The organism is Blastococcus carthaginiensis (assembly GCF_030731085.1).
Lineage (GTDB): Bacteria > Actinomycetota > Actinomycetes > Mycobacteriales > Geodermatophilaceae > Blastococcus > Blastococcus carthaginiensis.
This window is the reverse complement of sequence record NZ_JASNFN010000021.1, coordinates 1-13341: the sequence shown is the minus strand read 5'-3', so window position 1 is coordinate 13341 and position 13341 is coordinate 1. Positions and strand designations below refer to the sequence as shown.

General features: G+C 74.7%; 14 protein-coding genes, 1 tRNA gene and 1 riboswitch. Of the genes, 8 read left to right on the top strand and 7 right to left on the bottom strand.

All coding sequences use genetic code 11. The features are described from left to right. Positions 1 to 11: 11 nt before the first annotated feature. Positions 12 to 1226: a peptidoglycan DD-metalloendopeptidase family protein gene (locus QOZ88_RS16125; RefSeq protein ID WP_306000752.1), complete on the bottom strand. Its 1215-nt coding sequence runs from the start codon at positions 1224 to 1226 to the stop codon at positions 12 to 14. A 24-nt stretch (positions 1227 to 1250) separates the two neighbouring features. After that, a riboswitch (cyclic di-AMP (ydaO/yuaA leader) is annotated at positions 1251 to 1382 on the bottom strand. 169 nt (positions 1383 to 1551) lie between these two features. On the opposite strand from QOZ88_RS16125, the gene QOZ88_RS16120 reads away from it, so the two are divergent. The 4 genes from QOZ88_RS16120 to QOZ88_RS16105 all read left to right on the top strand — a co-directional run bounded on the left by QOZ88_RS16120 (position 1552) and on the right by QOZ88_RS16105 (position 3431). Then, a tRNA-Ile gene (locus QOZ88_RS16120) sits at positions 1552 to 1625 on the top strand. A gap of 102 nt (positions 1626 to 1727) precedes the next feature. After that, positions 1728 to 2156 (top strand): hypothetical protein, encoded by a 429-nt coding sequence (locus QOZ88_RS16115; protein WP_306000751.1) that lies wholly within the window; start codon positions 1728 to 1730, stop codon positions 2154 to 2156. 397 nt (positions 2157 to 2553) lie between these two features. After that, the gene (locus tag QOZ88_RS16110; protein ID WP_406568233.1) at positions 2554 to 3144 is read left to right on the top strand and encodes a GIY-YIG nuclease family protein; all 591 of its coding nucleotides are present in this window, start codon (positions 2554 to 2556) and stop codon (positions 3142 to 3144) included. Beyond that, positions 3141 to 3431: a hypothetical protein gene (locus tag QOZ88_RS16105; RefSeq protein WP_306000749.1), complete on the top strand. Its 291-nt coding sequence runs from the start codon at positions 3141 to 3143 to the stop codon at positions 3429 to 3431. Before QOZ88_RS16110 ends, QOZ88_RS16105 begins: the two co-directional genes overlap by 4 nt. 80 nt (positions 3432 to 3511) lie before the next feature. Here the strand turns inward: QOZ88_RS16105 and QOZ88_RS16100 are convergent, their stop codons facing one another. From QOZ88_RS16100 to QOZ88_RS16085, 4 genes are read right to left on the bottom strand one after another with little or no spacing between them, the layout of a single operon-like run. Continuing rightward, on the bottom strand, positions 3512 to 4429 hold the full coding sequence (locus QOZ88_RS16100; protein ID WP_306000748.1) for an AEC family transporter: 918 nt from the start codon (positions 4427 to 4429) through the stop codon (positions 3512 to 3514). 31 nt (positions 4430 to 4460) lie between these two features. Continuing rightward, the gene (locus tag QOZ88_RS16095) at positions 4461 to 4874 is read right to left on the bottom strand and encodes a hypothetical protein (protein ID WP_306000747.1); all 414 of its coding nucleotides are present in this window, start codon (positions 4872 to 4874) and stop codon (positions 4461 to 4463) included. A gap of 7 nt (positions 4875 to 4881) precedes the next feature. Continuing rightward, positions 4882 to 6282 carry a lipase family protein gene (locus tag QOZ88_RS16090; RefSeq protein WP_306000746.1) on the bottom strand — a complete coding sequence of 467 codons (1401 nt, stop codon included), beginning with the start codon at positions 6280 to 6282 and terminating at the stop codon, positions 4882 to 4884. Then, positions 6279 to 6701, bottom strand: a complete 423-nt coding sequence (locus QOZ88_RS16085; protein WP_306000745.1) for a hypothetical protein — start codon at positions 6699 to 6701, stop codon at positions 6279 to 6281. Before QOZ88_RS16085 ends, QOZ88_RS16090 begins: the two co-directional genes overlap by 4 nt. Positions 6702 to 6818: 117 nt before the next feature. On the opposite strand from QOZ88_RS16085, the gene QOZ88_RS16080 reads away from it, so the two are divergent. Further along, positions 6819 to 7235 carry a PaaI family thioesterase gene (locus tag QOZ88_RS16080; protein ID WP_306000744.1) on the top strand — a complete coding sequence of 139 codons (417 nt, stop codon included), beginning with the start codon at positions 6819 to 6821 and terminating at the stop codon, positions 7233 to 7235. Positions 7236 to 7241: 6 nt separating this feature from the next. Here QOZ88_RS16080 and QOZ88_RS16075 read toward each other — a convergent pair whose 3' ends face one another. Beyond that, a complete protein-coding gene (locus QOZ88_RS16075) occupies positions 7242 to 8531 on the bottom strand; it encodes a hydroxyacid-oxoacid transhydrogenase (RefSeq protein ID WP_306000743.1) in 1290 nt (429 codons plus the stop codon). Positions 8532 to 8842: 311 nt separating this feature from the next. On the opposite strand from QOZ88_RS16075, the gene QOZ88_RS16070 reads away from it, so the two are divergent. The 3 genes from QOZ88_RS16070 to QOZ88_RS16060 all read left to right on the top strand — a co-directional run bounded on the left by QOZ88_RS16070 (position 8843) and on the right by QOZ88_RS16060 (position 12238). After that, positions 8843 to 10492, top strand: coding sequence for an AMP-binding protein (locus QOZ88_RS16070; protein ID WP_306000742.1), 1650 nt, complete (start codon positions 8843 to 8845; stop codon positions 10490 to 10492). 161 nt (positions 10493 to 10653) lie between these two features. Beyond that, positions 10654 to 12051 (top strand): hypothetical protein, encoded by a 1398-nt coding sequence (locus QOZ88_RS16065; protein WP_306000741.1) that lies wholly within the window; start codon positions 10654 to 10656, stop codon positions 12049 to 12051. A 37-nt stretch (positions 12052 to 12088) separates the two neighbouring features. Beyond that, the gene (locus QOZ88_RS16060) at positions 12089 to 12238 is read left to right on the top strand and encodes a hypothetical protein (protein ID WP_170852472.1); all 150 of its coding nucleotides are present in this window, start codon (positions 12089 to 12091) and stop codon (positions 12236 to 12238) included. Positions 12239 to 12251: 13 nt separating this feature from the next. Here the strand turns inward: QOZ88_RS16060 and QOZ88_RS16055 are convergent, their stop codons facing one another. Then, complete coding sequence (locus tag QOZ88_RS16055) at positions 12252 to 13232, bottom strand: IS481 family transposase (RefSeq protein ID WP_306000740.1); 981 nt, start codon at positions 13230 to 13232, stop codon at positions 12252 to 12254. Positions 13233 to 13341 lie beyond the last annotated feature (109 nt).

The following is a 13341-nucleotide window of genomic DNA, read 5'->3' as shown; positions in this document are numbered from 1 at the left end:
CGCCGCACCGGTCAGCTGCAGCTGCCGCCCAGGGAGATGCCGCGCTGGGCCAGCCACGAGACCGGGTTGGCCCGGTCGGCGTAGAGGCCGCCCCGGTGTGTCTCGAAGTGGAGGTGCGGCCCGGTGGACTGGCCGCGGTTGCCGACCTCGGCGATCTGCTGCCCGCCGCTGACCACCTGGCCCGGCGACACGAAGAACTGGTTCACGTGGCCGTAGACGGTGATGACCCCGTCGGGGTGCTGGATCGCGACGGCGAGCCCGAAGCCGCTGGCCGGACCGGCCTGCAGCACGACGCCCGGCTCGGGCGTGTAGATCGGGGTGCCGATCGGCGCGGCGATGTCCACACCGAGGTGCATCGTGCCCCAGCGCGCGCCGTAGCAGGAGGTGACCCGGCCCTGGGTCAACGCAGCGCCGCTGCCACCCGGGGCGGCGGCCACCGTCATGAGTGCCTGCTCCGCCGCCTGCGCCTCGTCGTACGCGCGGGCGGCGTCCTCGGCGCCCTTCACCTCGAGCAGCCGGATCTCGGCGTCGCGCAGCTGCTGGTCGAGGCTCGCCTTCTCCGCCGTCAGGGCGTCGAACTCGGCCTGCGCCTCGCCGAGAAGGCGGTCGGCCTCCGTCTGGGCCTCCTCGGCCTTGTGCGCGGCGGCGTCGCGCTCGGCGACGGCCGCCTTGGCCTCGCGGTCGAGCCGCGCCTCGCGCGCCTCGGCGACCCGCAGCTCCTCGAGCACCCGGGCTCGGTCCTCGCCGAGCAGGTCCAGCGTCGCCGCCTGCTGCAGCAGCTCCCCCGGGCCTTCGGCGTGCAGCACCATCTCGATCTCGGTGAACGCTTCGTCGCTGCCCATGTAAGCCTCGCGGCCCAGGGTGGCGACGTCGTCCTGGGTGCGTCCGACGGCCTCCCGGACGGCGGCGAGCTCGGCGGCGATCGCGTCGGCGTGCTGCCGGGCGCGGTCGAGCTCGGCCTGCGCGGCCAGCACGGCGCCGCTGGCCTCCTCGGCCCGCAGCGTCATCTGCTGCAGCCGCTCCTCGGCCTCGCGGACGCGCTGCTCGATGCCCTGGACCTCGGCGGCGACGCGGTCGTGCTCGCTCTGCGCTGCGCTCGGTGCCGCCGACGAGGCCGGCGCGCCGAGCAGGGACAGCGACAGCAGCGCGGTGAGGGCGATGGTCGCCCGGCCGGCGGCGCGGCGTGGGCGCCGCAGGACGCCCTTCAGGTGGTGCGTGGTCGCCAAGGCGACTGTCTCCGTTCCTCGGTCCGCCTACCAGGTCAGCTGACGGGTTCGGGCCGGAACGTGCCCTACCTGCCTGCCCGTGGAGGCGCAGGCGGGATTCACCCCAGAGAACGTGGGTCCCCGGTCCCCGCGGCGGTCAGACCGCAGAGTTCGGCGGGGCCCGCCCGAGCCCCCGGGTTCGGGAGCGGGATCGGGTGGGCCGCGAGAGACGGTACAAGCGAAACCTGGATATGTCACAGGGTGGTAACGGACCTTCGCGGTCCGCCACTCGGGCACCGGGCCGCGACGCGGTTTCCGCGGGGGCTTCTGGCAGGCTGGTACGTCCGGGGCGGTAGCTCAGCCGGTCAGAGCATGGGACTCATAATCCCTGGGTCGTGGGTTCGAGCCCCACCCGCCCCACCGAACGACGGTCGCGGTCCCGCCTCGTGCTCGACGGCGTCTCCGTTTCCGCTGCTGGTGGCTGAGCTGGCGTTTCCGCCGGGCAGGGGTGGAGGGTGCGGGATGGACACGGTCCGCTTCACGACGTGCACAGGGTCGGTTGCCGCAGTCTCGCTGCTCGTCGCTGCCTGTGCTTCCGATGATGCAACGCGGCGCGACGGCGGCCTGGCGTCCCCCGAGGCCGTCATCGCCTGCTCCGACCACGTCTTCTGGGGCACCGTCCGGGGGACGACGGAGCGAGCCGGTGGCCTGCACGTCACCTTCACGGTGGATGACTGGGTCAGGCCGGCATCGGGCGATCCTCAGGTCACGCTCGTCGCCGATGATCCGACCGAGAATGTCGGCGCCCCTGACTGGACCACATCCGAGCGACTGCTGGTGATCGACGGCCGGGAGTCCCCGCTGGCGTGGATCCAGGGCGAGGCGGCGGAGGAGTTCGTAGCCGCCTGGGAGGCTGCGGATTCCTCGCTGTCCTGTCCAGATCACTACTAGATGTCCGAGAGCCACACCTCCCGGAGATGCACAGTCCCTGACAGCCGCCCGCTCTCACGCCTGTTTCGGAGTCCGTGATCGGCAGCAGGAACGTCGTGCACATCGAGCCTGCGCCATCTCGGTCACTGCTGCGCCGTCCGTCGTCGAGGCGCGTGCGCGGCAGCGCCGCTGTGGGCTGCGGTCAGGGTTCACGAGCCCCGGGTCGTGATGTTCGGCATTCTCACGGGCGAGGCCGGTGCAGTCGGTGCCGTGTGCGGCTCAGCTGACGGAGACGACGACACTTCCGCTCCAGCGCATCGGCAGCTCGCGCTAGCCGGGGCTCGGAGGGCTGTCGCCGGTACCCACCGAGTTCCTCGGGAAGCGCCTTTCCGGGCAACGGTGCGACGCTCCTGACGTGATGGACGCACTCACGGTCGCGGAGAAGCTGTGCGGCCCACCGACCGACGCCGACGGGGCCCACGCGACGTTGCCGCGGGAGTCCGGCCTCTACGCCTGGTGGGCTCCGCCGGGCAGCCTGTCCGACGTGAGCGGTCCCGCGCATCCGTCCCTCGACGGGCTGGAACTGCTGTACGTCGGGCTGGCGCAGGACCTGCGCACCAGGGTGGGCCGCAACCATCTCCGAGGGCCGACCGGGTCCTCCACGCTGCGCCGCGCCCTCGTTGCGCTGCTCATGTCGTCCGAGGGCTACCGCACCCGCTGGACGACGGACCGCGTCGTCCCCGTCGACGCGGACGAGGAACGGCTGTCCGACTGGATGCGCGCTCATCTCCGGTTGACCTGGGCGGTGCACCCGGACCCGCCAGCGGTGGAGGCCTCCGTCATCGCCGAGCTGACCCCGCCGCTCAACCAGCGGGACAACACGGCGCACCCGCTGTACGGGACCATCAGAGCCGCGCGAGCCGCCTACCGGGCGTCGGCCGGGCCTCGGCCGCAGCGCACCGGCTGGTCCTCGCCCAGGCACGACCCCGTGCCAGGATCGCGAGGGTGACGAGATACCGCGCGACGGTGACCTACACCGTGGAGGTCGTCGACCAGGCGGCCCTGTCGGCTGCCGGCGCGGCTGCCTGGCGGGCGGCGGACGGGGGCTGGGCGGTCAGGGTGGAGGAGGACGGCCGGGTCGTCGAGGCGACCGCCGAGGAAGCGGCTGGCGCACGCCCGGACGCCGAGGCCAGCATCGCTCTCGCACTGGGTCAGCAGGGCTACCCGTCCGTCCCGGGGGTGCAGTTCCACACGATGTCCGTCGATGTCGTCACGGCGGCCCCGGGAGAGGAGTAGGCGTCCAGCGCTCGGCCGGCGCGAACCTCCCGTCCACCGATCCGTGGCGCCTCAGGTGGCTGGACCTGGCGCGAGCCCGCTCAGCCGGTGAGCAGGAGCCAGAGCGGCACCGTTCCCAGCGCGGCGGTCGTCGCCACCGAGATGTGCGCCGACACGAAGCCGCCGTTGCCGCCCATCCGCGCCGCGAGCACGTAGGACGCGGTGGCCGGGGGCACCACCGCGAAGGCCAGCACCACCGCCCGCTGGTCGCCCTCGACCTCGAGCAGGGCCAGCAGGGCCAGGGCGGCGGCGGGCACCACGAGCAGCTTGACCGCCGCCAGGTATCCGGAGAGCAGCCACCCGCTGGGGTCGAGCTCCCGCAGACGGAGCGCCGCGCCCACCGTCAGCAGCCCCAGCGGGACCGCCGCGGCCGCGATCCGGCCGAGCGTGGCGTCGACGGGCTCCGGCAGCGCGAGTCCCGCCACGTTGCCGAGCAGGCCGACGACGGTCGCGACGATCAACGGGTTCCGGACCACGGCGCCGAGCGCGCTCACGACGGCGCCGCGACCGCTCGACGTGGCCGTGCCGCGGGCGAGCGCCAGCACCGCGAGGACGTTGACCGCCGGCACCGTGACGCCCAGCAGCACGCCCATGAGCGCGAGCGCGGCCGGTCCGCGGTCGTCGACGAGGGCCAGGGCGAGGTAGGTGTTGAAGCGGAACGCCGTCTGCCAGCCCGAGGCGGCGGTCACCCGGTCGACGCCCGGGAACCAGCGCACCAGCGCACCCACCAGCGCGCCCGCGGCGAGCGCCCCGAGGGCCGCCAGCAGGGCGCTGCCCGTCCCGCCCGCGGCCAGGTCGGCGGCCAGTGTCGTGCGCAGCAGCAGGGCCGGGAACAGCACGAAGTACACGAGGCGCTCGAGGTCGACCCAGAAGCCCGGCGACCGCCAGGCCCAGCGGCGCAGCAGCACGCCCAGGACGATGAGCGAGAACTCCGGCAGCACGACCGCCGCCGCCTCCACGCGGGCAGAGTAGCCAGCGGGCGGAACGGCCTCAGCCCGGGCGCGGGCCGTACCGCTCTTCGAGGGGCGCGGTGTCCGCGGGGTCGAGCAGGTCGACCACCTCCGACAGCCCCCGCACCGGATCCCGGGGGTCGACGACGTTCACGCCGATCGAGTTGAGCGGCTGCAACGCGCTCTGCCACACCAGGCGCACCGCCTCCTCGTGGATGGCGCGCGGGTCGGCGCCCGGCTTGGCCGTGACGTCCACCGTGCTGCTCGCCGGGTCCGTCGCCGTGTCCTTGTAGCGGAAGTCGACGGCGGCGACGTCGTCCCGGGCGAGCAGCCCGGCCTCGACGGCGGCACCGATCCCGGCAGCGTCCGGGGACGGGGCCGGCGGCGTCCCACCGCCCCCGCCGGAGCAGCCGGCCACGGCGAGCAGCACCGCCGCGGGCACGAGCAGGCGCACGGACCGCTCACCCCCTGCTGATCGAGTAGACGTGGGCCACGACGGTCACGTCATCGCCGGACCCGGCGAGGAAGGGTGCCGCGCTCACCCGGTAGGCCGCAAGCGAGGGGGCGTCACTGCGGTCGACGGCCCGGGCGCCGTGCAGGTAGCTGTTCCGGAGCCCGTGGTCGGTGCCGATGGCCCCGGTCCGCCGCTCGAAGGTCACCGTGGTCACGTTCGCGTCGTCGTCGTTGTCCCGGCCGTCGAGGTGCGGGACGACGTCGTGGACGTTCTCCAGCGCCAGCACCTGGACCCGCGCGGGCACCTCCACCCGGCCGATCGGCGCACCCGCGGTGAGCACGCAGCGCACGTCGTAGGGGAAGTCCGCCGTCCCCGCGTCGTGCGCCGCCTGCGCGGCCACCATCCCGCCCTGGCTGTGCCCCACGAGCAGCACCGGGTCGGCGGGCCCGGCGCCGGCCCGCCGCAGCGCCTCGGCGACCGCCCGCTGCCGCGTCGTGACGTCGCCGCCGAGCACCCGCAGGTTGGTGCCCAGGTCGTTGGTCGCCGGGTTGACCCCGCCACCGGGCAGGTCCCAGTCCTGCGTCCCGGGGATGTCGACGACGTAGGCGGTGGTGCCGTCGGCGCGGGTGAGCACCCGGACGCCGATGTGGTCGCGGTCGGCGTCCGATTCCTCGGACCGCAGGTCGAGCGCCGCCAGCAGGTCCGCGACGCCCCGGGGCGGCCGGACCGCGGCGGCGCGGACGTCGTCCGGCCGCTCGGCCACGACGGGCACCCCGTCCGGCCACAGCCGGCCCAGCCGCGCGACCGCGGACCGGACGTCGCCGCCGCCGAACCACGGGGAGAGCAGCCCGCCGGTGCTCAGGCCCAGCCGCGACGCCGCACCGGGAGCGGCGTTGACGACGTGGTCGACCACGCCCGGGTGCTCGGCCAGCCACCCCTCGGGGTCGTCGGCCAGGTCGCGCGCCCCGTCGACGGCGCCGACCGGGTCGGTCAGGACCCGCCCGGCTCCGAGGACCAGCAGGCCGCCCACGGTCGCCTCCGGGAAGAAGCCGGCCGCCCAGTGCAGGTCGTCGGCCAGGCCGGCGAGCGCGGCGTCCGCGGCCGCGTACGCCTCGGCCGCTGCCCGCAGGGTCGCCGCGCGCGCGGTGAACGCCACGGCGAGCGCCGTGAGGCCACCGGCGCCGTCGAGCGCTGCCAGCAGCGCCGCCTCGAAGCGGGCGACGCCGACGGGATCGAGCACCGCCGACGCGAGCAGGTCCGGGTCGGCCAGCATGCCGTGGCAGACCGCGCTCGTGGCGGCCAGCGCCTCGGCCAGGTCGAGGCTGCTGCCGGCCAGGGAGGTGAGGTCGGCGAGGTCGGCCTCCACACCGCCCGCCCCGCCGCGGACCTCGATGGCGGCGCCGGTCACCACAGGCCCGCGCTGCTCAGCCGGGCCGACACCGTGCGCCATGCCTCCGCACCCGCCTCCGGCAGCTCCCCCACCACGTCGGCGACCTCCTCGAGCAGGTCGCCGCCCCGGGCCGCCTGCTGGTCCAGCCACGAGCGGACCGCCCGCTCGGCGCGGGCGATCGCCGCCAGCCGTGCGCGCACCTCGTCGGCGTGCCGGCGCAGCAGGCCGGCGGCGTGCGCCATGGCGTCGGCCGCGGCGTCGACGGCCGCGCAGTCCCGGGCCTGCTGGCGGCGGTAGGCCGTGGCGGCGTCGGAGACCCAGCGGGTGCGCGCTCCCGCGCGCCGGTGCTCCTCCCCCGCCGCCCGCACCGCCCCGGCGCGCCGGGCCAGCTCGGCGGCCAGCCCGTCCAAGGCGTCGGGATCCCCGTACGCACCCACCGCGGCCTCCTCCCGGTTGCCTGACCAGAACGGAGCCTAGGAACGCCGACGCCCTCCCCGCGGGGCTCGGCCGGGGTCTGTGGGAAGCGGCCGGGGCTGTTGATGGATGCTGGCCCGATGACCGGCGCACCCGTCTCCCGAGCCCTCGTGCAGACCGTCCTCGACATCCCGCTGCACCGGTTCCTCGGCGTCGAGCTGCGCGACGAGGCGGACCCGGCGGCGGGCATCCGGTTCCCCGTGAGCCCGGCCGCGCAGAACCCGGCCGGGATGCTGCACGGCGGCGTCGTCTACGCCCTGCTGGACGTCGCCTCGTTCCTCGCGCTGCTCCCCCACCTCGGCGACGGCGAGCACGCCGTCACCCACGACGTCTCGGCCTCGCTGCTGCGGCCGGTGGGCGCCGGGTCCGCGGTGGAAGTCACCGCCTCCGTGCTGCGCCGCGGCCGGGCGGTCGCGTTCATGCGGGCGGAGGCCACCGTCGACGGCGTCCTGGTCGCCACCGGCCAGGTCACCAAGACCGTCGTCGCCCCCCGCTGAGCCGCCTCACCAGAGGGAGATCGACCGGCGGAAGATGCCGGCGAGGTCGTCCTCGGTGACCGCACGGGGGCAGGTGGCCAGCAGCCGCTGCTGCTTCATCGCGCCGTCGACCAGGTCGGGGATGTCGCCCTCGCCGAACCCGACCGCGCCCACCCCGTTGGGGATGTCGATGTCGCGCATCAGGTCGGCCAGCACCGTGGGCAGGAACTCCGCGGCGTCGGCCGGGCAGTCGGCGCCGGGCGCGAGCAGCTCGGCGACGCGGACGTGCCGCTCCGGCGACGCCTCGAACGTGAAGCGGAACGCCTCGGGCGCGGTCAGCGCCACCGACATCCCGTGCGGCACCATGGCCTCGCTGCCCGGGTAGTCCTCGGGGTGGAAGTCCTTCACCTGCCCGGCGATGGGGTAGGCGTTGGCGTGCGGGATGTGCACGCCGGCGTTGCCGAAGCCCATGCCGGCGAAGGTGGCCGCGATCGCCATGTCGAAGCGGGCCTGCGCGTCGTCCCCGTCCCGGACGGCCTTCCGGAACGACCCGGCCAGCAGGCTCATCGCCTTCTCCGACCACATGTCCGAGATGGGGTTGGAGCCGCAGTAGGGCACCCGCTGGTCGGGGCTCTTGCGGTCGTAGGTCGTGTACCAGCGGGCGGTGTAGCTCTCCAGCGCGTGGCAGAGGATATCCATGCCCGAGGCCGCCGTCACCCCGGGCGGCTGACTCAGCGTGAGGTCGGGGTCGATGACGGCCAGGGTGGGCCGCAGCCACGCGTGGCTGATGCCGCTCTTCACCCGCTGGGCGATCACATCCATCACGCAGATCGTGGTGCTCTCGGAGCCGGTGCCGGTCGTCGTCGGGACGGCGACCAGCGGCTTCAGCGGCTGCGACGGCGCCTGCCCCTTGCCGACCGGCACGTTGACGTAGTCCATGAGCTCGCCGGGGTTCGTGGTGAGCAGGTTGATCGCCTTCGCGGTGTCGATGCTCGACCCGCCGCCGACGGCGACGAAGGCGTCCCACGGGCCCGAGGACCGCGCCTCGTCGATCGCCTCGACCAGGCTCACGTCGGTCGGCTCGACGTGGACGCCGTCGAACACCCGGGCCTCGATGCCGAACTGCGCCATCTGGTCGGCCACCCGCTGCGGGTGCCCGGTGGCGGCCACCCCGGGGTCGGTCACCACCAGCACCCGGCGCACGCCGTACCGGCTGAGGTCGAAACCGATCTCGTCGGAGGCGCCGTTGCCGAACTTCAGCTGCGGCGCCCCGTAGGTGAAGACGGATTCCGGGTTGCCGGGCACGGTGCTGGTCACGGGGTCTCCCTGCGGCTCGGACGGCGCTCCGGGTGGTGCGCGATCGCACCGAATGTTGCACGCCGGTTGTGGCGCCACCACACCCGGCGGATAGTCCGGAGCGCCGCCCCGACCGTCCGACGGACGGGTGACCGCCCAGCCCCGGAGGTGTCCGTGACCGACCCCCTCGTGACCGCGCCGCGCTGCGGTGCGCTGCTCGGGGACGCAGCCACCCACGGGGCGGGCGGTGTGACCGCTGACGAGATCCGCCGCGCCCGAGCTCGCCGAGGCCGCCGGCACCCCCGTCGACCCCGTCGTCATCGAGCAGCGCCATGAGCGGCTACGACGACCGGCCGTGGCTGGCGCTCTACGGCGACCAGCCGGCCGACTACGCGATCGAGTTCGACACCGCCCTGGAGATGTTCCGGGCGGGCGTCGAGCGCGACCCCGACAGCGTGGCGCTGCGGTACTTCGACGGGACGATCACCCGCCGGGAGCTCGACGAGCTCAGCGACGCCCTCGCCGTCGGGCTGCTCGCCCGCGGCTTCGGGCCGGGCGACCGGCTGGCGGTCTACCTGCAGAACGTGCCGCAGTTCGTCATCGCCATGGTCGCCGCCTGGAAGGCCGGCGGGATCATGGTGTCGATCAACCCGATGAGCCGGGCCCGCGAGCTCTCCTACCTGCTCGAGGACTCCGGCGCCACCGTGCTGCTGTCGCTGGAGACGCTCTACGACCAGGTGGCGCGCGAGGTGGTGCCCGGGACCGGCGTGCGCCTGGTGCTCACCACCAGCGAGCTGGAGTTCCAGACCCGCGACGACGAGCGGCTCTTCGCCGGCACCACCCGGCAGCGGCACGAGGGGACGACGGACTTCGCCGAGTTCGTCGCCGTCCACCGCGGCCGAGTGCCGCCGCCGGTCGGCCTGCGCTCCGACGACGTGGCGTTCCTGACCTACACCTCGGGCACCACGGGCGTGCCCAAGGGAGCGATGAACACCCACCGGAACGTGGTGTTCACCGCCCAGGTCTACCGCGACTGGGTGCACGCGGGCCGGGACGGCGCGATCTTCGGCGTCGCCCCGCTGTTCCACATCACCGGGCTGATCGGGCACATCGCCGTCAGCCTGCTCGTGCCCGCCCCGCTGGTGCTGACCTACCGGTTCGAGCCCCAGGTCGTGCTCGACGCCTTCGCCGAGCACCGCCCCGCCTTCACCATCGGCGCGATCACCGCCTTCACGGCGCTGCTCGACGCCCCGGGGTTCAGCAAGGACCACGTCGCCTCGTTCACCTCCATCTACTCCGGCGGGGCGGCGATCTCCCCCACCGCGGAACAGAACTTCCTGGCGGCCACCGGCAAGCAGGTGCACAGCGCCTACGGCCTGACCGAGACGACGTCGCCGATGACGGTGACCCCGTTCGGGGCGCCGTCACCGGTGGACCCCGTCTCGGGCGCGCTCTCGGTCGGCGTCCCCGCCCCGAACACGGTGGTGCGCATCCAGGACGACGAGGGGCGCGACCTGCCGCTGGGCGAGGTCGGCGAGATCGTCGCCGAGGGCCCGCAGGTGGTGGCCGGCTACTGGGGCAAGCCCGAGGAGACCGCGGCCGGCCTGCCCGGCGGTGCGCTCAAGAGCGGGGACGTCGGCTTCATGAACGCCGAGGGCTGGGTGTTCATCGTCGACCGCAAGAAGGACATGATCAACGCCTCGGGATACAAGGTGTGGCCCCGCGAGGTCGAGGACGTGCTCGCCGAGCACCCGGCGGTGCGCGAATCGGCGGTGGTCGGCGTCCCCGACGAGAAGCGCGGCGAGACGGTGAAGGCGTTCGTCAGCCTCCGGCCCGGGGCGAGCACCACACCCGAGGAGCTGATCGCGCACTGCAAGGAACGGATGGCGGCCTACAAGTACCCGCGCAGCGTGGAGCTGGTCGAGGAGCTACCCAAGACGGTGACCGGGAAAATCCTCCGCCGTGATCTGCGGGGGCGGTAGCGCGGTCGGGGGGGGCGGCCGGGGGGGGGGGGGGGGCCGACGTCCAGGAGCGGGTGGACGGACGAGCTCGGGCTCCGGAACCTCCCCGCGACGCCGTCCCGGCGGTTATCGTTCAGCCCCTCCTCCCCGGGCGTTGCCCCGGCTCGCCGACCCTGGCGGTGATGACGATGACCAGCTCGCCCCCGCCCGCACCGGGAGCCGATCCGGCGCGTGGCCCGCAGCCCGTCTCCGTTGACCCCGAAGCCGCCCGCCCGGCGCGGCGACCGTCACCGGTCCCGCGCGATCCCGCCGCCGTCCGGCGGCCGGCGGCCCCGGTGCGCCGGCGCCTGGTACCGCAGCGGTCGGCACCACCACCGCCGTCGCCGCTGGCCCGCTACCACGCCCAGCTGCTGGCCCGCCGCCGGCTGCGGGCGCTGGCCGCGATGACCGGTGGGCTGGGCTCCGCCGCCGTGCTGGCGCTGAGCAGCTCCGCTCCGCCGACCGCCGGTGCCGTACAGGTGGCAGCCGACCACGCGGCCGACCCGCAGACCTGGGTGCTGCCCGAGGACGCCGGCGTGGGTCCGCTGGTCATCCCGACGATCGGTGCCCTGCCCCCCGGCTCGGCCGACTGGTTCACCCCCGGTGCCCCCGCCCCGGCGGTCAGCTCCCTCCGGCCGGCGGCCCGTCCGACCGACCCCGACCCCGGCCCCGTGCTGGACGTCGATCCCGGCCCACCGGCGTCACGCACGACCGAGCCGCCCCCGTCCCCGGCGGTCCGGGGTGAGTCGCCGCACCAGGCGGTGGGACCGGCCAGCGCCCCCGCGCCACCCGCCGGGACCACGGCACCGGCCACGACGCAGCCACCCGCCGTCCCGTCGTCGTCGGTGCAGCCGTCCCCGACGACCGATCCCCCGGCGACGACCCTCCCCCCCTCCGACAGGTCGCCCGCGGGCACGTCCCCTGCGGATCCCTCTCCCGCGGACCCGTCCCCCACCGACCCGTTCCCCGCCGACCCGTCGCCGGTCGACCCACCCCCGGCCGAGGAGCCACCCGCCGAGGAACCACCTCCCGTCGAGGAGCCGCCCGCCGAGGAGCCACCCCCGGTCGAGGAACCGCCGCCCACCGAGGAGCCCCCGGCGGAGCCGCCGCCCGCCGAGCCCGCGCCCGTGGTGCTGGCACCCGGGGCGTCGGTAGAGGTGCTCGACCCCGCGACGAGCGGCCCGGCGCTCTCGGTCACGCTGGAGCAGGTGCTCCCCGGCGCGTCCTGCGCCGATGCGTCCGTCGTCCCGGGCAACGGCACGCTGGTGGCGGTCCGGATCACCGTGACCACCGGCGCCGACCTCTCCGTCCTCGGTGGCGAGCGCAGCGTCTCGCCCGCCGACTTCCGCCTGGTCGCGGACGACGGGACCGTGGCCGCCGGCAGGGCGCCGGCCGGGGGGTGCGGCACCGGGGCGGTCGCCTTCCCGGCGGTACCGCTGGCACCGTCCTCGTCGGTCACCGGCACCGTGGTGCTGGACGTGCCGGCGCAGTCGGGCACGGTGGTCTTCCGCCCGAGGTGGCTGCCTCGAGCAGGCGGGTGAGGGAGCGGGGCGCGGCGCGCTGCGGCAGGGTGGGGGCATGACGACGCCGGACCCCGAGACGCCGCAGCCCCGTGACATCGCCCTCGAGCAGGAGTCGCCCGAGATGGCGGCGTCCCTGGAGGCGCAGAGCGCTCCCCGCGAGGCGCCGCAGGGAGACGAGGGCGACGTGGAGGGCCACCCCTCCTAGGTGTACCGAGCCATCAGGTTGGTGCCAGTCGGCTGATCGGGGGCTCCCCGCCGAGTGCGCTGTGGCGGCGTCGAGTGTTGTAGTGCTCCAGCCAGGGAGCAAGGGCGGCGGCGCGTTCGGCGTTGCTGGTGAAGGGCTGCCGGTAGGCCCACTCGGTGACCAGGGTGCGGTTGAGGCGTTCGACCTTGCCGTTCTGCCACGGGCAGTGCGGTCGGATGAACTTCTGGCGGGCCCCGAGCGCGGCGCAGACCTCGCGTAGGGAGTACTTGTAGGCCCAGGCGTTGTCGGTCATCACCCGCTCGATCCGGGTGATGCCGTGGGCGGTGAAGTAGGCCGCGGCCCGGGTCAGGAACGCCGCGCAGGTAGTGCCCTTCTCATCGGGCAGGATCTCGGAGTAGGCCAGCCGGGAGTGGTCATCGACCAGGGAGTGGACGTAGTCATAGCCGGGGCTGCGGTTCTCTGAGCGTTGGGCGCGGCTGCGGTCGGGGGTGACCGCGACGCGGCCGTGGGCCCGCCAGCCGCCGCCGTCGGGGATGCGCGCGAGCTTCTTCACGTCCATGTGCACCAGCTCGCCGGGCCGGGCCCGCTCGTAGCGGACCGCCGTCTGCTTCGAGAACCGGATCACCTCCCCGGTCATCGGGTCCAGCGCGGCCAGCCGGGGCTGCCCGTGGCGACGCAGCACACGGGACACCGTGCGGGCCGGCACGCCCAGCTCCGCCCCGATCCAGGCCGGGCCCCGGCGCTCGGCACCGCGCAGTTCGACGATGCGCTGCTCGGTCTCGGCCGTCGTGCGCCGCGGGCTGGTGTGCGGGCGGGACGACCGGTCGACCAGCCCGGCCTCGCCCTCGTCCTGGTAGCGGGTGATCCAGGTTCGCACGCATTTGCGGGAGAGCCCCATCGCCGCGGCGATGTGCGCCTTCGTCCACCCGTTCTGCCACCGCGCGACGATCAGTTTCCGGCCATGGAACGTGGTGCGGGCATTACCGTGGGACACGAGAACCTCCGGGCGGATGTGGGCCTTAGACAAGCCACACCCCACTCGGAGGTTCTCCTGCGTGCAACCCCGACCGCCGTCACCAACGTCCTGGCCGGGTACACCTAGG